This is a genomic window from Aquimarina sediminis (assembly GCF_002895435.1).
GTDB classification, from domain to species: domain Bacteria; phylum Bacteroidota; class Bacteroidia; order Flavobacteriales; family Flavobacteriaceae; genus Aquimarina; species Aquimarina sediminis.
This window is the reverse complement of record NZ_POYJ01000001.1, coordinates 39,742-65,804: the sequence shown is the minus strand read 5'-3', so window position 1 is coordinate 65,804 and position 26,063 is coordinate 39,742. Positions and strand designations below refer to the sequence as shown.

The 26,063-nt window shown below is 34.2% G+C and carries 20 protein-coding genes and 1 other RNA gene; 7 read left to right on the top strand and 14 right to left on the bottom strand.

The window, feature by feature from the left end; genetic code table 11:
- Window positions 1-11: 11 nt before the first annotated feature.
- The gene (locus C1X07_RS00295) at window positions 12-2,591 is read right to left on the bottom strand and encodes an endonuclease (RefSeq protein ID WP_103067980.1); all 2,580 of its coding nucleotides are present in this window, start codon (window positions 2,589-2,591) and stop codon (window positions 12-14) included.
- 339 nt (window positions 2,592-2,930) lie between these two features.
- On the opposite strand from C1X07_RS00295, the gene C1X07_RS24730 reads away from it, so the two are divergent.
- The 3 genes from C1X07_RS24730 to C1X07_RS00285 all read left to right on the top strand — a co-directional run bounded on the left by C1X07_RS24730 (window position 2,931) and on the right by C1X07_RS00285 (window position 3,658).
- Entirely contained in the window at window positions 2,931-3,116 is a 186-nt protein-coding gene (locus tag C1X07_RS24730; RefSeq protein ID WP_128755160.1) for a hypothetical protein, read from the top strand.
- A 111-nt stretch (window positions 3,117-3,227) separates the two neighbouring features.
- Window positions 3,228-3,416: a hypothetical protein gene (locus C1X07_RS00290; protein WP_103067979.1), complete on the top strand. Its 189-nt coding sequence runs from the start codon at window positions 3,228-3,230 to the stop codon at window positions 3,414-3,416.
- A gap of 56 nt (window positions 3,417-3,472) precedes the next feature.
- Window positions 3,473-3,658, top strand: coding sequence for a hypothetical protein (locus tag C1X07_RS00285; RefSeq protein ID WP_103067978.1), 186 nt, complete (start codon window positions 3,473-3,475; stop codon window positions 3,656-3,658).
- Between the two features lie 70 nt (window positions 3,659-3,728).
- On the opposite strand, the gene C1X07_RS00280 is transcribed toward C1X07_RS00285, so the two are convergent.
- The 6 genes from C1X07_RS00280 to C1X07_RS00255 form a co-directional block, all read right to left on the bottom strand.
- Window positions 3,729-4,913, bottom strand: a complete 1,185-nt coding sequence (locus C1X07_RS00280; RefSeq protein ID WP_103067977.1) for an acetate/propionate family kinase — start codon at window positions 4,911-4,913, stop codon at window positions 3,729-3,731.
- 22 nt (window positions 4,914-4,935) lie between these two features.
- Window positions 4,936-7,029 (bottom strand): phosphate acetyltransferase, encoded by a 2,094-nt coding sequence (gene pta, locus C1X07_RS00275; RefSeq protein ID WP_103067976.1) that lies wholly within the window; start codon window positions 7,027-7,029, stop codon window positions 4,936-4,938.
- A 177-nt stretch (window positions 7,030-7,206) separates the two neighbouring features.
- Window positions 7,207-8,307 (bottom strand): DUF2911 domain-containing protein, encoded by a 1,101-nt coding sequence (locus tag C1X07_RS00270; protein ID WP_103067975.1) that lies wholly within the window; start codon window positions 8,305-8,307, stop codon window positions 7,207-7,209.
- 142 nt (window positions 8,308-8,449) lie between these two features.
- Window positions 8,450-9,679, bottom strand: coding sequence for a peroxiredoxin family protein (locus C1X07_RS00265; protein WP_103067974.1), 1,230 nt, complete (start codon window positions 9,677-9,679; stop codon window positions 8,450-8,452).
- A gap of 79 nt (window positions 9,680-9,758) precedes the next feature.
- On the bottom strand, window positions 9,759-10,454 hold the full coding sequence (locus C1X07_RS00260; RefSeq protein ID WP_103067973.1) for a hypothetical protein: 696 nt from the start codon (window positions 10,452-10,454) through the stop codon (window positions 9,759-9,761).
- A gap of 65 nt (window positions 10,455-10,519) precedes the next feature.
- On the bottom strand, window positions 10,520-10,723 hold the full coding sequence (locus C1X07_RS00255; RefSeq protein ID WP_103067972.1) for a hypothetical protein: 204 nt from the start codon (window positions 10,721-10,723) through the stop codon (window positions 10,520-10,522).
- A gap of 243 nt (window positions 10,724-10,966) precedes the next feature.
- Between C1X07_RS00255 and pheT the strand changes: the two genes are divergently transcribed.
- The gene (gene pheT / locus C1X07_RS00250) at window positions 10,967-13,393 is read left to right on the top strand and encodes a phenylalanine--tRNA ligase subunit beta (RefSeq protein WP_103067971.1); all 2,427 of its coding nucleotides are present in this window, start codon (window positions 10,967-10,969) and stop codon (window positions 13,391-13,393) included.
- Window positions 13,394-13,743: 350 nt separating this feature from the next.
- On the opposite strand, the gene C1X07_RS00245 is transcribed toward pheT, so the two are convergent.
- The gene (locus C1X07_RS00245; protein ID WP_103067970.1) at window positions 13,744-15,018 is read right to left on the bottom strand and encodes a tetratricopeptide repeat protein; all 1,275 of its coding nucleotides are present in this window, start codon (window positions 15,016-15,018) and stop codon (window positions 13,744-13,746) included.
- Window positions 15,019-15,044: 26 nt separating this feature from the next.
- Window positions 15,045-17,588 carry a DNA gyrase subunit A gene (gene gyrA / locus C1X07_RS00240; protein ID WP_103067969.1) on the bottom strand — a complete coding sequence of 848 codons (2,544 nt, stop codon included), beginning with the start codon at window positions 17,586-17,588 and terminating at the stop codon, window positions 15,045-15,047.
- Window positions 17,589-17,965: 377 nt separating this feature from the next.
- On the opposite strand from gyrA, the gene C1X07_RS00235 reads away from it, so the two are divergent.
- Together C1X07_RS00235 and C1X07_RS00230 are read left to right on the top strand one after the other, a co-directional pair.
- Entirely contained in the window at window positions 17,966-20,521 is a 2,556-nt protein-coding gene (locus tag C1X07_RS00235) for an ATP-dependent Clp protease ATP-binding subunit (RefSeq protein ID WP_103067968.1), read from the top strand.
- A gap of 243 nt (window positions 20,522-20,764) precedes the next feature.
- Entirely contained in the window at window positions 20,765-21,142 is a 378-nt protein-coding gene (locus C1X07_RS00230) for a hypothetical protein (RefSeq protein WP_103067967.1), read from the top strand.
- A gap of 75 nt (window positions 21,143-21,217) precedes the next feature.
- Here the strand turns inward: C1X07_RS00230 and rny are convergent, their stop codons facing one another.
- From rny to glf, 5 genes are all read right to left on the bottom strand, one after another.
- Window positions 21,218-22,786 carry a ribonuclease Y gene (rny, locus tag C1X07_RS00225; protein WP_103067966.1) on the bottom strand — a complete coding sequence of 523 codons (1,569 nt, stop codon included), beginning with the start codon at window positions 22,784-22,786 and terminating at the stop codon, window positions 21,218-21,220.
- Window positions 22,787-22,842: 56 nt separating this feature from the next.
- A non-coding RNA gene (ssrS, locus tag C1X07_RS00220) (6S RNA) lies at window positions 22,843-22,949 on the bottom strand.
- Between the two features lie 52 nt (window positions 22,950-23,001).
- Complete coding sequence (locus C1X07_RS00215) at window positions 23,002-23,292, bottom strand: cell division protein ZapA (protein WP_103067965.1); 291 nt, start codon at window positions 23,290-23,292, stop codon at window positions 23,002-23,004.
- 7 nt (window positions 23,293-23,299) lie between these two features.
- The gene (locus C1X07_RS00210; RefSeq protein ID WP_103067964.1) at window positions 23,300-23,590 is read right to left on the bottom strand and encodes a hypothetical protein; all 291 of its coding nucleotides are present in this window, start codon (window positions 23,588-23,590) and stop codon (window positions 23,300-23,302) included.
- A gap of 89 nt (window positions 23,591-23,679) precedes the next feature.
- A complete protein-coding gene (gene glf / locus C1X07_RS00205; RefSeq protein WP_103068754.1) occupies window positions 23,680-24,801 on the bottom strand; it encodes a UDP-galactopyranose mutase in 1,122 nt (373 codons plus the stop codon).
- A gap of 180 nt (window positions 24,802-24,981) precedes the next feature.
- On the opposite strand from glf, the gene C1X07_RS00200 reads away from it, so the two are divergent.
- Window positions 24,982-26,028 (top strand): beta-1,6-galactofuranosyltransferase, encoded by a 1,047-nt coding sequence (locus tag C1X07_RS00200; protein ID WP_103067963.1) that lies wholly within the window; start codon window positions 24,982-24,984, stop codon window positions 26,026-26,028.
- The last annotated feature ends 35 nt before the right edge of the window (window positions 26,029-26,063 follow it).

Genomic DNA, 26,063 nt, shown 5'->3' with positions numbered 1-26,063 from the left:
TAGGTTCAAAATTATTCGATTATAATCTTTTCAGAAATACTCTTATTACCATCTGACACTTTAATAAAATAAATTCCTGGTGTTAATCCTTTTAATGATATCACATTTTTAGATATTTTACCCGATCTTACCACACCTCCTTGCAGGTTGGTCATCGTATAATTAGAATCACGATTATCACCTAAACTAATTTTAATATATCCTCTAGAAGGGTTAGGATATACTTTTGCAAAAAACACTTTGTTTTCCTGACCTAATTTTCCATCTATTTGTATTGTTGATGCTTCTTTTGATAATGTAGTCGTAGCACCTATGGTTACGGTATAATCTTCTACTTCACCATAGCCAAAAGTTTCGCATGGTGTTGGTACACCATTCCACTTCATAGATACCCGCATTCTGGTGGTACCCAATTCGGCTGTTGATGGTACCGTAAAATCATAAGATAAATTCCCAGAGCTGGATGTAGACCCGTTGACAACTTTTTCTGATGACTCAAAAACTCCATTTTTATTAAAATCAATCCATACTGCCCAGTTTTCTGTATAGGATGCACTTGCAAACCCAACACTTAAGACTATAGTATTGTTACCATAAACAAGATTCGCTACCTGATTGGTAAAATCGCCATACCCTCCATTTGCCGACGTTGCATTAGATACGCCTCCTATACCAACATAATCGATATATTCATAGCTTACTGTATTTCCTTTTGATGAGCAATAGGTAAGAACAACATCTGTTGTGGTTACGACAACAGAGTTACTTGCAGTAGAAACATTGCCTGCTGCATCATATGCATATACCTGAAACGTATATACCGTTCCCGCAGCTAATCCAGATACCGTGTAATTAGCTGTAGAAGATGTAGACAACAAAGTACCATCCCTATACACATTATACCCGGCTACACCTATATTATCTGTAGACGCAGTCCAGGAAAGTTGCACACTATTTTCTGTAACATTAGAAAATGCCAAACTAGTGGGGGGCGTTGGTGATTCTGTATCCGAACCGGTATTACCTCCCCCACTGAATGTGTGCTTTCCCAAATCATCAAAGGTATTTTGAGAGTACGAGTCCCATTCTGATGTATCATAAGCAGTCGATGGTGATGAGACGTTTGATTTTCTTCTTAGCGTAGTATCTTTTGCAAAATTTGATGAACCACCATTAAACGTCCCTATAATATCAATCAAAACCCCATCTTTAAATAGTCCAACAGGGTCATTACCATTAAATGTGATCTCTGAGGCTCCTGTTATAAGGTCTGCTTCATCCTTAATGGTGTTAGACGCAGAACTATTTGCAATTACAAATACATCACCGTTTGGGATGGTACCCGAAAGATTTAATCCTCCGGACCAGGATCCTGATCCATTGGTTTGCCTTTTAATGGCATAACCCGATAGATTTACAGACGAGCCTGTATAATTTGCTATTTCTATTGCTTTATTGTTTGAAGATCCTTCTACATATTCTGAGAGAAACAAAGCTGTTGCATCACCTCCTGTCGATGTATCTTGTGTAGTTACATTAATTGAAGTACTACCTGCCGATATATTTCCTGCTGCGTCTTTTGCTCGTACATAAAACGAATATGTTGTATTTGCCGCTAAGCCCGAAACGTTATAACTGGTCTCTGTAGTAGTACTTAAAAAAATGTTATTTCTATACACATCATACCCTATAACTGCAACATTATCTGTAGATGCATTCCATGATAAAACAGTAGAGGTTTGGGTAGTATTTGTTGCAATAAGATTGGTCGGTACACTTGGTGCTTGTGTATCATTACCACCAGTATTTCCGAATCTATCTTCTGCTTGTGGTCCTCCCCATATTTGTGTTGCAAATGCCGGATTGTCTATAAACGGATTTCTATTACCTTGTAGGTTTTCGAGAATTGGGTTACGCTGTAGTTCTAATTGAGAAACAGGATCTTCAGCATTCCATTCAAGAAATACTTGTAACATATTACTATCACTAGACGCAGAGGCTCCTACTCCTACATTCTTAGGTAAACAACGGTTACCGTATCTAATATACATATACATCATCATACGGGCTACATCTCCTTTCCACTCATCACCAGGATACCAATGTCCCTGTGATGTACTACCAGAGTTTCCAGAACCATCGGCAAATTTTCTATTTCCTCTTGATGAATTGCGCTGCACATCAGCTGGGCGCAAATGATGTGCATCTGCTCCAGGTCCAGATGTGCCAAGGTTTGGATTCCCCAGAGATTTTGGATAGACATGCTCCCTATTCCAATCTGTAGATCCTCCTCCATTATTGTTAACCCCTCTGGTTCTATCTGTTGTAGTGTTACCATCTGTATCATTATATCCATATATAAGGACAACCTTTGATGAATTAGAAGGCTGTAAATCTGTTTGTTTTAGTGCCTCCCAAACCCCCGGAGTATAGCTAAGAAAAGTGGTATGCGTATTAGTAACTTTTGTACTTAGTTCGGTCTGTAAGGATGTTCCTGATAAAGTAAGGTCTACATCATCATAGTATGATGGTATTTGACTATATCCTATGACAGGAATAGCCAGCAGTAATAAGAGCATTAATTTTTTCATAATGTTTTGTGTTAAAGTATTGTGTATAATTAGATGAATTCGAAACTAAAGTTATTTTATGAGACTGGCTATAGTAAAATGTTACCAAATCATTACCTAGCATGTTGATAATCTTACTTTTACACCCAGTAAACACACAACATACTGAAAAACAAGTATTTAAAAAAATCATTACTGTTAATAAGTTCTATTGCTCCGGGAAATTAAAATGAATATTGATACATTTTACTTATAATCCGTACTTCTAAACAATAAAACCTTACTTTTTATGCGGATTACATGTACTTGATTTACAATATTTTAGATTACATTTAAAGGATAATTTAAACATTTTACACAATGAAAAAAATCTTAAACTTATCAGGAATCCAAAAACTTAGTAAAAACCAGCAACAGCAAATTAAGGGGGCTTTTAATCGAGCTAGGTGTTGCCCTAGTGGTAGAGGGTGTCTTATAAGCTTTGGTAATCAGACGTATTGCGAACCAGGTTATTGCGATCGTTGGGGGCGTTGCATCTTTGCCTAGAATAAAATACTATAAAGACAGATAGCTTGATATCTGTCTTTTTTGTTTTAAAAGTCGTAGATCATACTACTCTCAAACCCAGAATTATTAATTTCTTAAATATATTACACAATGAAAAAAATCTTAAATGTAACAGGGGTTCAAAAACTATCTAAACAAACCCAACAGGAAATAAAAGGGGCAGGTTTTTCCAGACCTTACTGCGGTGGTCCCGGAAGATGTTGTATTCGAACTGCTAATGGTGGTGTTTTTTGTGATTATGGGTACTGCATGCCTAACGGAAGCTGTGTTTGGGCATAATCCAAAAATATAATTAAATCACTTTATTATTTATTACTAACTTAAATACACTCATAATGAAAAAAATCTTAGAATTAACCGGCGTACAAGCATTAAGTAAAGGACAGCAACAAAATATAAAAGGAGCCCAATCAAGGGCTATAACATGTTGTGGAAGTGGTAAGTGTAGAATTTCCTGGGGTGGAGGTAGTTTCTGTGAAGCCGGTCACTGCCTACCGTCTGGATATTGTATTCTTTATTAAGAACCGATTGTAAATTACAAAAAAAAGGAGCATTTTTAAGTGCTCCTTTTTTATTATTCACAAAACAAATCTATGACAATAGTCCAAATGATTGTTTTGCAATCTCCAACTCTTCATTAGTAGGTATTACCAATATTTTTACTTTTGAAGAAGGCGAGCTAATATCTCTTGCCTCTTTGGATCTAATACTATTCTTTTCGGCATCTAATTCAATTCCCAAAAATTCTTGGTCAGCACATACCAGCTTTCTAATTACATCAGAGTTTTCTCCTATTCCAGCAGTAAAAACAATAGCATCTAATCCATTCATTACAGATGCATAAGAACCTATGTATTTTTTGATACGATATGCATTCATCTTCAATGCTAATTGGCAATCTGTATTTCCTTGTTCTGCTTCAGATTCTATATCCCGAAGGTCACTAAAACCTGTTAGACCAAGCATTCCACTTTCTTTTTGTAAAAGTGCATTTACTTCATCAAGAGAATACCCTAATGAATTTACCATATAAAAGATTATAGCTGGGTCTATATCTCCAGATCTGGTTCCCATGATTAATCCATTCATAGGAGCGAATCCCAATGTATGATCTATACTTTTACCATTTTTTACAGCTGTCATACTACATCCATTACCTAAGTGAATTGTAATGATTTTAGATTTTTCTTTCCCTAAGAATTCAATTGCTTTTTCAGAAACATACTTATGGCTGGTACCATGAAAACCATATAGTCTAATATTATGATCATCCAAAAACTTGTTCGGGATTGCGTACTTATATGCTTCAACAGGGATGGTTTGATGAAAAGCTGTATCAAATACGGCTACTTGTTTTGCTTTCGAAAAAATTTCTTCTGCCACCAAAACACCTTCTAAGTTGGCTGGGTTATGCAATGGTGCCAAAGCTGATAGCTCTTGTATCTTTTGCTTTACCTCTTTTGTTATTTCTACAGTTTTAGAAAACGTACTTCCACCATGTACTACTCTATGACCAACAACTTCTATTTCTGATGCCGACTTAATTACTCCAATCTTATCATTCATCAAATAGCTTGCTATTAACTGCAAGCCATCTTTATGGTTAGTAATAGTGCTGATTTCTTCGGTTTTACCATTTTTAGATTCATAACTAATTTTGGCATTATCCAACCCAATGCGTTCTACCAATCCAGAACAAATTACTTTTGCATCTGGCATTGTAAATAATTGAAACTTTATAGAAGAGCTTCCTGAATTTAGTACGAGTATTTGCATATGCTTTGCTTTCTTTTAGATTTTAAAGACCCTGTGCCTGAATAGCGGTGATAATTACAGTGTTATATACATCATCCACTGTACATCCTCTACTTAAATCATTTACAGGTTTATTTAGCCCTTGTAACATTGGTCCTATTGCTAATGCTCCTGTTTCTCTCTGTACTGCTTTATAGGTATTGTTTCCTGTATTTAAGTCCGGAAATATCAGTACACTTGCTTGCCCTGCTACTTCAGAATCTGGCAACTTACTTTTCCCTACTCTCATATCTACAGCGGCATCGTACTGTATAGGACCTTCAATTTTGAGATCCGGGCGTTTTTCTTTAACGATTGCAGTTGCTTCTCTTACAATTTCTACATCTTCACCTTTACCCGAGGTTCCTGACGAATATGATAACATAGCCACTTTTGGTTCAATACCAAAAGCCAAAGCAGATTCTGAAGAAGAAATTGCTATTTCTGCAAGTTGTTCTGCATTAGGGTTAGGATTAATAGCACAATCACCAAAAACCGAAACTCTATCTTCTAAACACATAAAAAACACAGAAGACACTACCTTAACACCTGGTTTAGTTTTAATAAACTGCAAAGCCGGTCTAATGGTGTGTTGCGTTGTATGAACTGCCCCAGAAACCATTCCATCCGCATGTCCTTTATAAATCATCATGGTTCCAAAATAAGATACGTCGGCCATCATATCTTTGGCCATATCCAGATTTACGTTCTTATGTTTTCTTAGTTCATAAAAGGTCTGAACATAGTCCTCATAATGAGGTGATTCTATAGGTAAAACTACATTTACTTTGCTAAAATCAATTGGAATATCTAGCTTAATAGCTTTATTCTTTATTTCTTTTTCATTCCCAATTAGTGTTATATCTACAACTCCAGAAGCCAGAAGCCTTGAAGTTGCTCTAAGTATTCTTTCATCGGATCCTTCTGGAAGAACTATGTGTTTTTTGTGTTGTAGTGCACGTCTTAATAGGTTATACTGAAACATTCGAGGTGTTAGCCCTTCTGATTTAAATGTTATCAAGCGATCTGCTAACAAATCTTCATTGACATATTTTTCGAATGTACTAATAGATGTGTTTATTTTTTGTAGATTATCCAGATAGATTCTGGATTTAATCGCACCTATTTTATTTGTTACAGCAAAGGTACCACTAGATACAGAGATAATAGGAAATGATAAGGATACTCCTTCGATTAATTTAAGGACAGGTTGTTCGGGAATAATCCCCCCGGTAAGAATAATTCCCGAAATCTTAGGGTAGTTATCAGATATGTTAGCCTGCAATACCCCAAGGATTATATCCGCTCTATCCCCTGGTGTAATCACAAGGCTATTATTCTTAAGATGTGTCAAATAGTTACGAAGCTGCATAGCTCCTACTCCAAAACTCCCTGCCTGATTATTGAGATATTCTTTACCAAACATAACATTTCCATCCAACTCATTTGTTATCTCTCTAATTGTTGGGTTAATTAAAGAGTCTACTTTTGGAATGATAATATTTTCTACATCTCTTTTAAAATCCAGATCAAAAAGCTTTCTCAACTGCTCTTCACTTCCCTGAGCCACCTTATTAGCTACGGTAGCCAGAACTTCTACATCTTTACTATTAAAGGTATCAAAGCCTAATTTTAAATTACTTACAATCTCTTCATTCTTTTTATCCACCCCACTAGCGACAATTACTGCAGGAATTCCAAGGTTCTTAGCTATAATTACATTAATATCAAATTCAATAATACTTCCTTCGTCTGAAAAGTCAGTACCTTCTACTAATATAAAATCGAATCTTTCTTCGAGGTTTTTATATTTCTTTATGATGTTATCAATGATTTCACCTGATTTACCTTGATTATATTTTTGAAGTACTTCACTTCTGGTATAGGCATATGCTTTTTTAAAGTTGATATCCAACTCAAAATGAGAGATTACGGTATTAATATGGTTATCAACTTCTCCCTCTTTTGGATCATCAATTATTGGTCTAAAATATCCTACTCTGGCAACTTTTCCAAGAAGCATTCGCATCATACCTAAAACAACAATAGATTTACCACTATTAGGTTCTATAGTGGCAATATAAACAGCTTTACTCATGTGTATCAATTTGGTTGTGCAAAGATACGTTAATACCGTAGTTTAACATAAAATCTTACCTTAATATAATCTCTTTATATGGTACTTCTACAATATTAACAGTTGGGTTTCTGTATCTACAAAAAAAGGTCTAGAATTGCTCTAAACCTTTTAAAATATCATATAAATTTTGAGAACTTAGTTTATATCTTCTCCTTTTTTAAGCTTTTCCAGATCTCCATTAAGTCTTCCTTTAAATCTTTCTGGAGCTTTACCCAATGAAGTAGTAATGGCTTTGATTGCATTTTTATAATCTCCGGTTGCCGAATATGCTTTTGCCAATCCATAATTAGATGGCCAAGCGCCATTATTATTTTTTACATTATCCTTTAGCACTACTAATGCTTTATCTTTTTGACCTTGTCCAATAAGTCCTGTTCCCAGCCTAAAAACCTGCCTAGCAGTACCCAATTTGGCAGCTTTATCTACAAGCATCATAGCGTCATCGGTTTTACCTTGTTTTGCTAAAATCTGGGATTTTAGAGATAAGTTTGCAAAAGTTTCTTTACTAAAAAAGTTGCCTTCAATAGATGCATTTACCCATTCTAATGCCTGATCCAATTCACCGGCGTTAAAAGCATAATTTGCTGCGTTATCCCAGTTTGTTTGAGTAAAACCAGCAGAATTACGCAAATCATTTTTAATACCACTAATTACAATGTTTTTGACATCAACTTCTATCTTAAAAGGAATTTCTTTTTTACCCCACCGTAATGCCGCTATTGTACTGTTGGCATCTACCTCTGGAAAAAGGAATGTTAATGTTTCTGTATGAGGAGCTTCTTTTGTTTTAACATCGACACGCAAAGCATCTTCTTTTTCTTCATAAAAATAGCTCCCCCAGGAAGTAGAATTGTTTGAAAATATGACCGTTGCCCCTCCATCTTCTTTTACGGCGATATGAAGACCATATGTTCCCGCTTTAATATCTTTTCCTTCTACTTTTACATCATGAGTAAATTCAATTGTAGAGTTACTATTAGCACCAGCTCTCCAAGGCGCGGCTGTAGCTGTTCCAAAACCCAAATTAGTAAACCCGTAAGGAACTAATTTCCCCCAAATTTCACGTTCATTTACACTGGGTCTTCCATAATCAATGGTAATATTAGTGATTCCTACTCGTTGCATTGTCTGTGCTCTTTGGCTCCCCTCGGGTGTTTTGAGCTGGGCATTAATTTGAATTGAGAATAACATCATTGCTCCTGCAATACATGTAAGAATAAGGTTGGATTGTTTCATGACTGACTTTTTTGAATTAATTATTATCACATAGAAATTATATCAAATTTCTAACCCAAACAATGTAAGAGGTAAATCTCAATCCTAATGTTACTGTAGTGTTAAACTCAAAACGAAAGTCATAATTGATTGTTAAACCAGGTTACTCCTTTAACAACTGGTTAACAATGTTTTCAAATTCGGTTTTGAATTGAGTGTATTTTTCCCCGGTTGCAGGACCATTAAAACCAGTATGTATTTTGCGTACTTGTCCTTTTTTATCTATAAAAATACTTGTTGGATATGATAATACGTGATTTAACATAGGTAATTTCTCTTGTGCCTTTTGCTTACTTGAAGTACCATATTGAGCTAGAAGAATAGGATACTCTACCTTCAATTTGTCTTGCAATCGTTTGATTGAATTAAATGCTTTCTCCTTTGTTCTGGCATATTCAAAAGCCAATGCTACAAACTCTACATCTTTACTTTTGTTTTTGTTATAATAATCTACATAATATTTGGTTTCATCCATACAATTGGGACACCAGCTCCCCATAACTTGTACAATCACAACTTTGTCTTTAAATCGATCATCTTGAAGGGAAACTTGTTTTCCTTCGATATCAGGAAAACTAAAGTCAAAAGTATCATACCCTTCTTTTATAAAGGTTAATGAATCTGCTGCTGGTAATTCATAATCCTGATTTCTCTTGGCTGTAAAAGGTTCTTTCCAATGATTACCAGAATAGAAATATCCGTTTAAAGTACTATCTGATACTTGCGCAGTAAATAAAAAAGCATGAGCCCCGTCAAAAGTGGATAATTGTAATTGATCTTTATTAATGACCCCTTCTAAAAAACGATAATCTCCTGTGGTAGTTCTAAAGGTACCTGTTACAATATTTCCATTTTGCCTAAAGGTTCCTTTGGCGATATATCTATCTTTTTCATTCGTATCACTAAAGACAGTTTCCCAATTACCCGTAATATTAAAATTGGATTCTGAAACAATATCAAATCGGTCTTGCTCTCCATATTTTGCTTCAAATGGTACTGCTCTACTCAGACTTTCTTTAATAAAACTTCCAGAAATTGTCATTGAATCTATAAATCGAGCTGCGATATACCCTTCAAAAACAGGAAACTTAATTTTAATAGAATCACCTTCTATTATTATTTCATCAACATCTATGGTTTCTTCTGCATTAAATATTTTTAATGTCTGATCTTCCATTACTTCGATCAAGAAAGGTAGTTTTTTATTATCCTGAACCTCTAAAGTAGCAAGCCAGGGACCACTTTTAAAATGAGTTACCTCATTGGTATTTTCCTTTTTACAGGAAAACAAAATTGCCAGCATTACTATAGTCGATGTGATTACTCTTTTCATTAGTTTTATTTTATAAAAAAGTCCGGAAAGTTACTTAAAACTTACCGGACATTCTTTTTTTTATAATTTTATTAAACTTTTATTGCTCTACAGGATATAGTTGGTCTAATTTTTCTTTTCCACTTTTCAACTTTTCTTTCCCGTTTTTAATGGCGTCTTCCAATGCTTTCAATTTTTCTTCAGCTTTAGCTATTTTACCTTCTTTTACGGCAATCTCTTCTGGTGTTAGTGCTTCTTCTCCTTCTACTGTTTTAGCTTTAGCTAGTCTTTCTTTTGCTGCTTTGATTTTTTCTTTGCCTTTTGCTATTCTCTCTTCATTTTTATTAAGTATTTCGCTACGTTCATTAGCCATTTCTTTAGCTTCTTCGGCTCTTGCCATACCAAACTCTTTGCCTATCAACCCATCTTTGTTTTTTCCATAGGCTTTTCCTTTGGATTCCTTTTCAGCCTTTTCTAAAGCCTTCTCTGCTTTTTCTTCTGCTTTTTCAGCTTTTTTTACAGCTTTATCCTTTTCCTTCTCAGCCTTGTCTTTTAACTCTTCTACTTTTTCTTCTGCTCCTTCCTGGGCTTCTTCAGCCTTCTTTTCTGCTTTTTCCTTTGCCTTTTCAGCTTTTTCTTGCCCTTTCTCCTTTACTTCAGCAGCTTTTTCTTTAGCTTTATTTTTTTTCTCTATTACCTTTTGTTTTGCTTCTTGTGACTTTCCTTGAGCAATAATTGCTTGGTTTCCTAGAGTGAAGATCAACATAAATATTGATACTAATTTTATGAATTTCATGTTGGTGTTTTTTTTAGTTAATAATGATTTAGAATGTGAAGGTTTATTCAATTCAAATAAAAATTCTATATACTGTCCAAATCCTCTAAAGAATCTTCTAATTCTTCGACTTTGGTTTCTACCTCTTCCGAGATTTGTTCTAGTTCTGACTCTACAGCCTCTATTTTTTCTACAATTACTTTGGTTTCTTCTGCCTCTTTCTTCTTATCTGTGCAGGAAACGATTACAAAAAGAAAGGCAACCGCAATAAGTTTGGTAAGTGTTTTCATAATTTTTTAGTTAATTTTTGTATGATAAATAAATATACATTTTTTATTTAACATATCGATTTTAACCTCCTCTATATAAGCACTTTTGTTTAAAAAAGATGTTTTGTTTTATCTTGGATTTCATATATTGCCTTTTTGACAAATGCTATCCCTGCCAGCCTTTTTTACGAAGATAAGATCGTTCTAGTTTGTATCCTCTACCCAATATATTATCTTTACCAACTGAATTTAGAATGATCACAAATGAAGATTTCATACAACTGGCTGAAGCAATTTATTAATCTCGATTGGGATGCAGAAAAAACAGGAGAGCTCCTTACGGATTTAGGTTTGGAGATTGAGGGAATAGAGTCCTATCAAAGTGTAAAAGGGGGATTAGAAGGTGTTGTTGTTGGACAGGTCCTCTCTTGTGAAAAACACCCTAACGCTGACAAGTTAAAAGTTACCCGGGTAGATTTGGGCAATGGCGAACCTGTTCAGATTGTTTGTGGTGCTCCTAATGTTGCTGCCGGGCAAAAAGTCCCTGTTGCAACTATTGGCACAAAACTATATGACGAAAACGGGAAAGAATGGGTTATAAAAAAAGGTAAAATTAGAGGCGAAGAAAGCCATGGAATGATCTGCGCAGAAGATGAGCTTGGATTAGGAAAAAGCCATGATGGGATTATGGTTCTAAACTCTGATTTCTCTGTAGGAACAAAGGCAGCAGAAATATTTGATATCGAAAATGACCAAGTATTTGAAATAGGACTTACCCCTAATCGCGCAGATGCGATGAGTCATTGGGGTACAGCACGTGATCTTAAAGCAGGATTGCAACAACAAGATCTCAATTTGGAACTCATCACTCCTTCAGTGAGTAGTTTTAGAGTTGAAAACCGGTTAAACAAAATTGATATCGAAGTAAAGAATGCAGATCTGGCACCTAGATATTGTGGAGTTACTATATCGGATATTAAAGTTAAAGAATCTCCAGCTTGGTTACAACACAGGCTAAAAGCGATTGGAATTACTCCAAAAAACAATGTTGTAGATGTTACTAATTATGTTTTACATGAATTGGGGCAACCTCTACATGCTTTTGATGCTCATTATATAGAAGGGAGTAAGATTGAAGTAAAGACTGTTGAAGCGGGTACAACTTTTACTACTCTTGATGAGGTAGAAAGAACACTACACGAAGAAGACCTTATGATCTGTGATGCAGTAAAACCACTTTGTATTGCAGGTGTTTTTGGAGGAGTAAATTCTGGTGTAACAGAAACCACAACTTCAATTTTCTTAGAAAGTGCGTATTTTAACCCTGTGAGCATTCGTAAAACCGCAAAGAGACATGGCTTAAATACAGATGCATCTTTTAGATTTGAGCGTGGTATAGATCCTAATATTACAGAATATGCATTAAAAAGAGCAGCTTTATTAATACAAGATCTCGCAGGAGGAAATATATCCAGTGAGATTTTAGATTTATACCCGAAGAAGATTGAAGATTTTCAAGTATTCTTATCTTTTGAAAATGCCACAAAATTAATAGGTGAAGAACTTCCTCAAGAAACAATTAAACGTATCCTTACTTCATTAGATATTAAAATAAATAGTGTAACAGAAATAGGAATAGGTCTTACTATCCCGGCATATAGAAATGATGTACAAAGAGAAGCCGATGTTATTGAAGAAATACTTCGTGTCTATGGCTACAACAATATTGGTTTTACGCAAAAATTAAATGCCTCAATCTCTAATATTGATAAATTTGCTGATCATAATGTGCAAAATACTATATCAAATCAATTAGTAGGTCAAGGGTTTAATGAGATGCTAGCCAACTCACTTACTACTCCAGAATATATTAACCTTAGTGAACAATTAAATGAGCAAAATAATATAGAAATGCTCAACCCGTTAAGCAATGATCTGGCTGTTATGAGACAATCTATGCTTTTTTCTGGTTTAGAAGCTATATCATATAACAGCAACAGAAAACGTACTGACCTCAAATTATATGAGTTTGGAAAAACATACCATAGTTACGAAAGTGGTAGAATCGAAAATAAACACCTAAGTATTCTTATCACAGGAAACCGATCAAAAGAAACTTGGAATGTAAAAACAAACCCAAGTAATTTCTTTTATCTAAAAGGTATTGTATCCTCTGTTCTAGAACGCCTTGGACTAACTAAACTAAAAACATCGCCTATATCAAATGATTTATTTGCGGAAGGTCTTTCGCTAAGTATTGGTAAGGCTGCATTAGTAGATTTTGGAATTGTAAAAAAGTCCGTGTTAAAGCATTTTTCCATATCCCAAGAAGTATTGTATGCCGATTTTAATTGGGACACTATATTAGAATATATCAAGTATAACAAAATCAAGTATACAGATATACCAAAGTTTCCTGAGGTACGACGAGATTTTGCTCTTCTACTGGACGACTCTGTGAAATTTGAAGAAATTCATACAATAGCAAAACAAACCGAAAAGCAGCTTCTAAAAGGCATTAATCTTTTTGATGTTTATCAAGGAGCTAATTTACCTAGTGGAAAAAAATCATATGCAGTAAGTTTTACACTACAAGATGAAAAGAAAACACTTACGGATAAGCAAATAGACAAAATTATGAATAAGTTACAACATAATTTTGAAAGTAAGTTGGGAGCAGAACTCAGATAAGGTTACTACAACAAAAAAAAAGAGCTTGTAATCTACCTGCATAGTTTAGATTCACTTGAAGTACAATATTTTAAAAGAGACTGTTTTTCTAAGCAGTCTCTTTTACATTATGATAATTACTAAGTACACTACGATCTATATCTACTCGTATCTAAAAAAGAGTCTTCACAAAATTGAGTCGCTATGATTAACCAGTAACGTAATCCAGGTACACTATATGTGGTACTTCTTAACCTAATAGAAATGAGGAATAATCTAAAAATCATAGTAAAAACTCTAAAGGAAGGGTATAAAAAAACCGGAATAGAGTACTATTCCGGTTTTTTTTATGATTGCTGTAAGCTTAGATACTAGTTACCTCCTTCTAAAGCTTTTAGCTTATTCTTCATTTTATCCGCTTTAGGATCATCAAGCTGATAGAATATATTCATTAAAGTACGCACAGCTTCAACATTGTCGGGCTGGTTTTTTAAAGCACCTTCAAGATAAGGAACTGCACTTTTATATAAATCTTCTCTTTTTTGCTTTAACTCTTCATATCTAGCATTATCTTTTGAAGATGTTCCTAAACCATTCATTTCATCAACAATTTTAGTTTCTCCTCCTAAAAGAATTGAAGCAATATTAATTTGAGCAGATGCATAATCTGGTCTTAGCTCTAATGATTTCTTATAATATCCAAGTGCCTGCTCATTATCTCCAAGACGAGATGCACTAACACCTAAATTATATAATAAATCAGGGTTTTCTGGATCGTTTGCAACGATTTTTTCCATTATCTCCTTATACTTTGCTACATTACCCAATTTGTAATGAAGATCTGCTTCTGCCTGCATTAAGGTAGAATCCTCCGGATTTTCCTTTTTTGCATCTTCTATTGCCGCTATAGCTTCTTCATCTTTTCCTTGGCTCATATAAATTAAAGCGATGTTCTTTGCTATTTCACCCTTTCTAGATTCAGACTTACGTGCTAATGGTTTGATATAAGATCCAGATTTTACAGAAAGATCTCTTGTTTGTTTTGAATCAAAAACTTCAACTTTTCCTGTCTCTTTATTAGTAGCAACAAATTCTTCTTGTACACCGCTAAATCCAAGTTCTTTTAATTCACTATAGTATTTTAGAGCTTCGTCATAATGCTTTCCATTAACAGCATTACCCGCAGCATAATACAAGTAAGTAGTATCAGCTTTATTTGTTTTGTACCCTAAATACAGTTTTTCAGAAGCACCCTTATAGTTTTTTACATTCTGATCTTTAATTGCATTTTCAATCAAAGACTGGCGTAATAATTGTAATTTTTGAGTTGCATTTGCACCATACTTAGAACCTCCTCCAGCTTTTTCTATTTCAACTGTTTTCATATAAGCATTGGCCGCTCCTTCAATTTTTTCTAAAGAATCTCCTGCAGAAGAAGCTAAAACCTGACCTTTAAGAAAATAATACTGCGCTTTCATTTTTTCATCAGCTGCATCTAATAAGCCTTCGGCAGACTTTAATGCCTCACTAGCCGCATCCATATTACCAGACTTAAGAGCCTTCTGTGCAGATTTTAATTCCTGTTTTTGAGAAAATCCTACAGCACTTACAGCTAAAAACAGTACCACGATAAATTTAGTCTTCATTACTTAGTTTTTTTATTGTATTTTAATTATTGTTTGGTTTCATTATCAATATTCGTGCCATCAGTGGCGGTATCAGGATCTACATTAGATGCTTCAACATCCTCAATATTCTCATCCTGATCAATATCATCTTCATCATGCATAACTTTTGCTACAGCCGCAATAGAATCTTTACCTTTTAAATTAATAAGGCGAACACCTTGTGTTGCGCGTCCCATAACGCGTAGATCTTCGACAGCCAATCGAATCGCAATTCCGGATTTATTGATAATCATAAGATCATCCAGATCGGTCACATTTTTAATAGCTACCAAGCTTCCTGTTTTATCAGTAACAGAAATTGTCTTAACTCCTTTACCTCCTCGATTAGTTACCCTATAATCCTCTAATTTAGAACGCTTTCCATATCCATTTTCTGAAACAACAAGAATATTACTATCCATTTCGTTTACGGCTACCATTCCTATTACTTCATCCTTATCATCTGCCAATCGTATCCCTCTTACTCCCGAAGCTCCGCGACCCATTGGTCTAGTCTTCTCTTCTTCAAATCGAATAGCTTTACCAGATTTTACTGCCAGCATTACTTGGCTTTTTCCATCTGTTAGTTTAGCTTCAAGAAGTTCATCATTATCCTTTATAGTAATAGCATTTATACCATTTGTTCTTGGTCTCGAATACTGTTCTAAAGATGTCTTTTTGACCTGACCTTTTTTCGTTGCCATAATGACATAATGAGAATTGATATATTCCTCATCTTTAAGATCCTGAGTACAAATAAATGCTTTTACTTTATCATCATTATGAATATTAATCAAATTCTGAATTGCTCTACCTTTAGAGGTCTTACTACCTTCAGGTATTTCATATACTCTCATCCAGAAACATTTCCCTTTTTGAGTAAAGAAAAGCATATATTGATGATTAGTACCCACAAACAAGTGCTCTAAAAAGTCCTCATTTCGTGTAGTACTACCTTTTTGACCAACTCCTCCTCTATTCTGCTTTTTATATTCATTAAGAGATGTTCTTTTTATATATCCAGCATGCGAAATCGTAATTACAACTTTTTCATCAGGGATCATATCCTCAATACTCAAATCTCCTCCGGCATATTCTATTTGCGAACGGCGCTCATCTCCATATTTATCTTTAACTTCTTGAAGTTCTTCTTTGATGATTTCCATTCTTCGTTCCTTCTTATCTAAGATATCCTTAAGATCTTCGATAGTCTTCATCAATTCATCATACTCTGCACGCAACTTATCCTGTTCCAGACCTGTAAGCTGTCTCAAACGCATTTCTACGATTGCTTTTGCCTGTATCTCAGAAAGTTCGAATCTTTTTATCAATTTTTCACGAGCTTCATCTGCATTAGATGAAGAACGAATCAGCGCTATCACTTCATCGATATTATCAGAAGCAATAATTAAACCTTCTAATATATGAGCTCTTTCTTCTGCCTTTCTTAATTCATACTTCGTACGGCGAACAACTACTTCGTGTCTATGTTCTACAAAATGATGAATCATTTCTTTAACATTCAACAACTGCGGTCTACCATTAACAAGTGCAATATTATTTACACTAAAAGAAGATTGTAATGCTGTATACTTATATAAAAGATTTAAAACAATGTTTGGTATAGCATCTCGCTTTAATACATATACAATACGCATCCCTTTTCTATCAGACTCATCACGTATTGTAGAAATTCCATCAATTTTCTTGTCATTTACAAGATCGGCAGTTTTTTTAATCATATCTGCCTTATTCACCTGATAAGGAATTTCGCTAACAATAATACATTCTCTACCATTAACTTCCTCAAAACTTGCTTTGGCACGTATTACAACTCTACCTCTACCAGTTTTAAACGCCTCTCTTACTCCATCATATCCATATATTGTTCCTCCTGTAGGAAAGTCAGGCGCCTTAATATATTGTATAAGCTCATCAATTTCAATATCATTGTTCTCAATATACGCTACAGTACCATCTACAACTTCACTCAAATTATGAGGCGGCATATTAGTAGCCATACCTACCGCAATACCAGACGCTCCATTAATTAATAATCCAGGAACTCTGGTTGGCAATACTGTAGGTTCCTGCAAAGTATCATCAAAGTTGAATGTATGATCTACAGTTTCTTTTTCTATATCTGCCAACATATCCTCAGATATCTTGCGCATTCTTGCTTCTGTATAACGCATTGCAGCTGGACTATCCCCATCTACAGAACCGAAGTTACCCTGACCATCGACTAACATATATCTCAAACTCCATTCTTGAGCCATACGAACCATAGTATCATACACTGAGGTATCACCATGCGGGTGATACTTACCAAGTACTTCTCCTACAATTCTTGCAGATTTCTTATGAGCGCTATTTGCCTTAACCCCTAATTCATACATACCGTACAAAACACGTCTATGTACAGGTTTAAGACCATCCCTAACATCTGGTAGCGCCCGAGATACTATTACTGACATTGAGTAATCAATGTATGCAGACTTCATCTCATCTTCTATATTGATAGGTATAAGCTTTTCTCCTTCAGCCATAAAAATTATTTTATTCTAAAATTGATTAATTAAACGCGCTAATTTAAGCAAATTAAGACGGTTTTAACAGCTTATTCTCTATGTAATATACGTAATTTATTAACAATTCAAAGCATATATATAGTTAATAAGTCTGTAATATTAGGTTTTGATTATTAAAGCTTTTTTTGTCTATTTACCATATTGAAGTAAAAAAGCATCAATAATGACACTGTATCATTAACCAATGTTTTTTGAAAAGTTAAAATTACTAGACAAAATATCCTACTGTCAAAAATACATATATTCTTTCTCGATTAAAAAAGGAATAATTTTTGTCAATGTAATTCTAAAAATTACTATTTTAGTTATAAAGAAAAAGAAAGATAATAATTATTATGGATGATAATTTTTCACCTAGAGTCAAAGATGTTATTGCATACAGTAAAGAAGAAGCCCTTAGACTAGGGCATGACTTTATTGGTACAGAACATCTTATGTTAGGATTACTACGTGATGGAAGTGGAAAAGCAATTAGTATTCTGGATGCGTTGGATATTGATCTAACGAATCTAAGGAGAAAAGTTGAGATTCTTAGTCCGGCGAATCCCAGCATAGCGGTCGCCACTAATGAGAAAAAAAATCTACATTTAACAAGGCAAGCAGAAAGAGCATTAAAAACTACTTTTTTGGAAGCAAAACTATTCCAAAGCTCCTCTATTAATACAGCTCACCTTTTACTATGTATTTTAAGAAATGAAAACGACCCAACTACAAAGCTTTTAAATCGTTTAAAAGTTGATTACGATAACGTTAAAGACCAATTTAAGTTTATGATAGCCAACGAAGATGAATATATGGATCACCCAAAAGCAGAATCTTTTTCTGAAGATGATGATTTGACAGGTGATTCTTCTAAAGAGAACCCGTTTAACTCACCAAGTGGAGGAAGTAAAGCCGGAAAAAAATCCAAAACACCAGTTTTAGATAACTTTGGACGTGATCTAACAGTCATGGCCGAAGAAGGTAAACTCGACCCTGTTGTTGGACGATCAAAAGAAATAGAACGTGTTTCTCAAATACTAAGTAGACGTAAAAAGAATAACCCTTTGTTAATTGGTGAACCTGGAGTAGGTAAATCTGCAATTGCCGAAGGACTGGCTTTAAGAATTGTAAAGCGAAAAGTTTCTCGAATATTATTTGACAAAAGAGTAGTTACTCTTGACCTAGCAAGTTTAGTTGCAGGAACCAAATATCGTGGTCAATTTGAAGAACGAATGAAAGCAGTCATGAATGAATTGGAAAAGAATGATGACATTATTCTTTTTATCGATGAAATTCACACCATTGTTGGAGCTGGAGGCGCCACTGGTAGCTTAGATGCTTCAAACATGTTTAAACCTGCACTAGCAAGAGGAGAAATCCAATGCATCGGAGCCACAACACTAGACGAATACCGCCAATATATAGAAAAAGATGGCGCTCTAGAAAGACGTTTCCAAAAAGTAATTGTAGAACCAACAAATATTGAAGAAACAATTGAAATCCTTAATAACATAAAGGAAAAATACGAAGAACATCACAATGTTATCTATACTCCGGGAGCAATTGAAGCCTGTGTAAAACTCACAAATAGATATATGACAGATCGGTTTTTACCAGACAAGGCAATTGACGCCTTAGATGAAGCTGGATCTAGAGTACATATCACCAATATAGATGTTCCCAAGAAAATTCTTGATCTCGAGAAAAAACTTGAAGAAGTTAGAGAGCTCAAAAATAGCGTTGTAAAAAAGCAAAAATACGAGGAAGCAGCAAAATTAAGGGATGATGAAAAAAATCTTGAAAAAGAACTCGCTACCGCTCAGGAACAATGGGAAAAAGAATCCAAATTACATAAAGAAACTGTTGACGAAGACAATGTTGCCGATGTAGTTTCAATGATGACTGGCATCCCAGTTAACCGTATTGCCCAGACAGAAAGCAACAAACTAGCTGAACTACCCAATCTAATTATGGGAAAAGTAATTGGTCAGGATGAAGCTGTTGCCAAAGTTGTCAAAGCTATACAACGTAATCGAGCAGGACTTAAAGACCCTAATAAACCAATAGGCTCATTTATATTCTTAGGACAAACCGGAGTTGGAAAAACACAATTAGCCAAGGTATTGGCAACAGAACTTTTTGATAGTGAAGACACTCTTATCCGTATCGACATGAGTGAGTACATGGAAAAATTTGCTGTATCAAGACTTATTGGAGCACCTCCAGGATATGTAGGTTATGAAGAAGGAGGACAACTTACCGAAAAAGTAAGAAGAAAACCTTATGCTGTTATACTTTTAGACGAGATCGAAAAAGCGCACCCAGATGTCTTTAACATGATGCTACAAGTACTAGATGATGGGTATTTAACAGATAGTCTAGGTCGTAAAATTGACTTTAGAAACGCCATAATCATTATGACCTCTAATATTGGAGCTCGTAAACTAAAAGATTTTGGTCAAGGTGTTGGTTTTGGAACCTCTGCCAAAAAAACTCAAGCAGAAGATTATGCCAAAGGTATTATAGAAAATGCCTTGAAAAAGGCATTTGCTCCGGAGTTCTTAAATCGTGTTGACGACGTAATTGTATTTAATGCATTAGAACGAGAGGACATCCATAAGATTATAGATATCGAACTTGATAAGCTGTATGGCAGAATAAAAGGTCTAGGATATGATTTATCCCTAAGTGAAAAAGCCAAAGACTACATCACAGAAAAAGGCTTTGACAAGCAATACGGCGCCAGACCATTAAAAAGAGCCATTCAAAAATATATTGAAGACGCTCTAGCCGAAGAGATTATAAATGCTCAATTACAAGAAGGTGACAGTATTTTTATGGATTTGGATGAAGATGCAGACGAATTGACCATCAATATAAAAAAGGCTGAAGAATCTACTGAATCATAGTCAGATGCCTTAACAAGCAAAAAAAGCTGTTCCTTTTAAAAAAGGAACAGCTTTTTTTATTACCCTAAAAAAGCAGAGCAGAGCATCATCAGCCCCATCACACTAACAATGAAGATAATATATTAATCCACCTAATAACTGGTAATTCAGTAAACATTTAAAAACTATAAGCTTAAAGAAGCAATACTTTTTTTATACTATTGCGGCTCTTAAAACTTACACCCAAAAACCAATAAACCAATAATGATCACCTCTTATGATTTCTCTTTTTGTTATGTAGAAATATATAATGACTATGTAAAAGCAGTAATGAAAGAAGGTACGACAGTTTCACCTGAACATAACGATGTGCTACTACAAATTGTAGAAAAACATTTTAAGAACAAACCTTTTATCTACATTACACATCGAATTCACTCTTATGCAGTAAACCCAACAATATACCTAGAAACAGCAAAAATCAAAAATCTAGTTGGCTTCATAGTTGTCTCCAAAGACCCTAAGCAAAAAATGCAAACCAAAGTAGAAAAGACTTTTTTTGGAAAAGAATTCCTTCAATTCGAAACTATGGAAACTGCCCTTAAATGGAAAGATGCCCTAATAAAAAAATACAATCCCTAAAAAAAATAAAAAAAAGCGATAATGTTGATTGTTACTTATCCCATTATCGCTTTTCTATAAGATAGATTAAACTATTTATTTAGCAATATTAACAGCTCTTGTTTCTCTAATCACAGTAACTTTTACCTGACCAGGGTACGTCATATCCGTTTGTACTTTTTGAGAAATTTCAAAAGAAAGGCTTGCTGCCTTTTCATCATTCACTTTTTCACTTTCAACAATAACCCTAAGCTCTCTACCTGCCTGTATTGCATACGCTTTCTTAACACCATCAAATCCAAATGCAATACCTTCTAAATCCTTCAATCGCTGTATATATGAATCCAGTACTTGACGTCTAGCTCCTGGTCTAGCTCCACTGATAGCATCACAAACCTGTACTATCGGAGATATCAAAGAAGTCATTTCTACTTCATCATGATGGGCTCCTATTGCATTACAAACCTCTTGTTTTTCTCCATATTTTTCTGCCCATTGCATTCCCAATATAGCATGCGGCACTTCTGTTTCCGTATCTGGTACTTTTCCTATATCATGAAGTAATCCTGCTCTTTTAGCCAACTTAGGATTCAACCCTAATTCTGCAGCCATAACACCACATAATTTGGCAACTTCTCTAGAATGCTGCAAAAGATTTTGCCCATAAGAAGACCTATACTTCATCCTTCCTATAGTCTTAATCAACTCAGGATGCAGACCATGTATCCCCAAATCAATTACAGTACGTTTACCAACTTCAATTATTTCTTCATCTATTTGTTTTCTTGTCTTCCTCACCACCTCTTCTATTCGAGCAGGGTGAATCCTTCCATCTGTAACCAACTTATGCAATGACAAACGAGCTACCTCTCTTCTTACAGAATCAAAACAAGATAAAATTATCGCTTCAGGAGTATCATCTACAATTATTTCGACACCAGTAGCGGCTTCAATAGCTCTGATATTCCTTCCTTCTCTACCAATTATTCTACCCTTCACATCATCACTCTCGATATTGAAGACAGAAACACAATTTTCGATTGCCTCTTCGGTTCCTATCCTTTGGATCGTATTGATAATAACCTTTTTTGCTTCTTGCTGAGCTGTTAACTTAGCCTCTTCAATTGTATCCTGAATCAATGCCATTGAATCAGTTTTTGCTTGTGCCTTTAAGGATTCTACAAGTTGTTCTCTAGCTTCTTCTGCAGATAAGCCTGATATCACCTCTAGTTGCTGTACCTGACTTTTATGAAGTTTTTTAAGTTCGCTTTGTTTTTTCTCTAAATATTCTTTTCGCTGATCACTTTCCTTTATTTTACTCTCTAATTCTGCATTAAGTTTTTTCCCTTTAGAAAGCTCATTAGAAATCTGAGATTCTTTATCTCTAGTTCTTTTTTCGGCTTCTGCCATTTTTTTATCACGAGACAAGATTACCTTTTCATGTTCTGATTTTAGTTCTATAAATCTTTCTTTTGCCTGTAGTATCTTATCTTTTTTAATAGTCTCTCCTTCGCTTTTAGCATCTCTCAAAATGCTTTCAGAAGTTTTCTTAGCACTTCTTATAATTTCTGATGCTTTGTTACGCTCCAGAACTTTAGCGATGATAAAGCCTATCGCAAGCCCTGCTATTCCAGCAACTATCAAAAATACAATGTTATTATCCATAATTTATGTGAGTTTAATATATAAAAAAAGCCTGCACTAAGTAAAAGGTTTTGTATAAACTCTGTAAAAACAGGTTTAGGGCTAACAAATTGCTCAAGAATCCGCTCAAGGCGGCGCGCTTTTACAACTTAAACTCACCCTTTTTAATTAATTCTTGTTGAGTTTATCAAAATAACAACTAGTGCAGGCAGTAACCTTATTTATTTTTAAGAACGTTATGATAACTGATCATGAAGCAAATCATTTAACTCATTTAATCTATTTGCCACATTAATCATATCATCATCTTTATCTATAGCTTTTTGTTCTACTTGTGCTGCAAATTGTAAAGCACACATTGCTAATACATCTTGCTTATCTCTAACTGCATAACTCTGCTCAAATTGCTTAATCATAGCTTCTATCTTTTTTGCGGCCTTTCGTAATCCTTCTTCCTGATCTGGATTAATTGTCAATGGATATACTCGATCCGCAATAGATAATTTTATTTTAAGCTTATCTGCCATATTCTACTTACTCAGAGAGTTGTGCTATACACATATCTATCTCCTTTATTAAAGCATTTATTTTGAGCTTCGTTTCCCTTTTATGTTCGTCACTGCCTAGTATTGCATTTGCATTTTTGAGTGCACTGAATTTTTCCTCCCACTGCCTTAATTGATCAATTTGAAGCTCTGAATTAGATTCTAATTCGGCTATTTTCTCTTTCAGGCTTAGATTTTGTTGTTTCAATAGTTCATGTTTATGAAGCAACTTACTTATCCTATTTTCAAGAGAATCAATAATTTCAATCAAATCACTCATTGTAAACTTTACACAATACTTCGTTACACAAAGTTAACATACCAATTGAGAAAACCCAATAGTTTTTAAACTAATTTTAAAGGGGTTGCTTATTGCCTTTCAATCTTTAATATTTCTTCAACTTTGGTAAGCGAAGATGCAATTATCTGATGCATATCATAGTATCGATATTCTGCTAATCTTCCTCCAAAAATAACATCTTTAGATAGTTTAGATTCTTCTTTATACTTTTTGAATATAGATTGATTTCTATCATTATTAATTGGATAATATGCTTCTTTTTTCCGATTCCAATTTTCGGGATATTCTTTTGTTATGATTGTCTTATTTTGTTTACCAAACTCAAAATGTTTATGTTCGATAATTCTGGTAAATGCATACGAAGCATCATTGTAATTAACGACCGCATTACCTTGATAATTCTCTATAGTATGCAATTCATGCTCAAATCGTAAAGACCTATACTCCAACTGCCCATGCTTGTAGTCAAAAAACTCATCAATTTTTCCGGTATACACCACCTTATCTGCCAAAGACTCTAAACTAATTCTATCTTCAAAAAAATCTACGCTCGTTTTTGTTTCGATACCACTCAATAATCCATCAATAATAGTATTGTATCCCCCAACTGGTATCCCTTGGTACATATCATTAAAATAATTATTATTATAGGTAAACCTAACTGGCAACCTCTTTATAATAAAAGAAGGGAGTTCAGTTGCTTTTTTACCCCATTGTTTTTCTGTATATGATTTAATAAAAGTTTCATATATATCTTTTCCAACCAAAGACAACGCTTGCTCTTCTAAGTTCTTAGGAGACTTAAATCCATATTCCGCTATCTGTTCATTGATAATCTTTTTGGCTTCTTCAGGCGTTTTGGTTCCCCATAATTGATAAAAAGTATTCATATTAAAAGGTAGGTTATACAACTTACCTTTTGACAAAGACAATGGAGAGTTTATATAATTATTAAAATCAGCAAATTGATTTACATAATCCCATATTTTTTTGTCGTTTGTATGAAAAATATGCGCTCCATATTTATGAATATTGATTCCTTCCTTTTCTTCACAATACACATTTCCTCCGAGATGCTTTCGCTTATCTATTACAATACATTTCTTACCACGTTTGGTCATTTCGTGCGCAAAAACACTTCCAAACAAGCCAGCTCCAACAATTAGATAATCATATTTCTTTTCTTTCACTAGTATACTCTTTTTACCTGAAACAGTTATTCTCAAAATTCAATTGTCAAAACTACTATTTTTAAACCGATTATATACTCAATAATCTTACTTCAAAAAATCATAGTTGATAATCCACCTAAAATAGGGTCTAAAAAATAAAATGTATGTATCTTTCCTCCATTAAATTTACATATTCATATGACAGGATATTTCATCTCTAGAAATTATAAATCTCTTTTTAATGCTGCTGGTAAAGCAAAAACAGATTGCGAATTCATCTTATCAGAAAAAGGGTTTAAGAATCTTGGATTTAAGCAATCTTCTATCCCAAATTCTGCAATTGGAACTCTAAAAAATTTTTTAGGAATCTCCTTTGCCCTATTGAGACTTCCATTTAAAAGTACATTATGTACCCAATACCCGCTAAATAAATTTAGAAATTATGTGATGTTTATAGCAAAATTAAAAAAGTGTCAAATCATCACAATTGTTCACGATGTAAGGTTTCTAAAAGGACGCACAGGCAGTGCAGATAAAGAATTAAAAAAGATAGTTTCATCAGATGCAATTATTGTTCATAATGAAGCAATGAAAAACTGGTTTCTAGAACAAGGGGTGACCATTCCAATAATTGTACTTGGTATTTTTGACTATATACTTACGAAGGGATTACCAGATCAAAATAATAGTATCAGAGAAAACAAACCATACGAAATAGTGTATGCCGGTGGTTTTGGAGAAGGTAAAAATTCATACATATATGATCTTGACTTATTACAACAAGAAGAATTCAAGATGAATTTATACGGAATTGGCTTTGATTATCAAAAGCTTAAAATAGAAAAAGAAAAATCGATTTTATCGTATAAAGGAGCATTCCCATCTGATGTTGTAGCCTATCATATTGAAGGCTCTTTTGGATTAGTATGGGATGGTATTTCTACAGAAGAATGTAGTGGTCAATACGGGCAATACCTAAAATACAATAATCCTCACAAAACCTCATTATATATTCTATGCGGATTACCTGTTATTGTTTGGGACAAAGCGGCTATAAGCACATTTATAAAAGATAACAATATTGGTTTTACAGTATCTAATTTAAATGAGTTAAGTCATAAACTTGAAAATTTGTCGTTAGAAGAATATCAAAAAATGAAAACTAATGTTGATCGTGTTAGATCAAAAATTATTTCTGGTGGATATTTAAATGACGCTATGAATCAGGCATTAAAAACAGCTTAACCCACAAAAAAATAAGTAGCTTTATAAAAAAATAA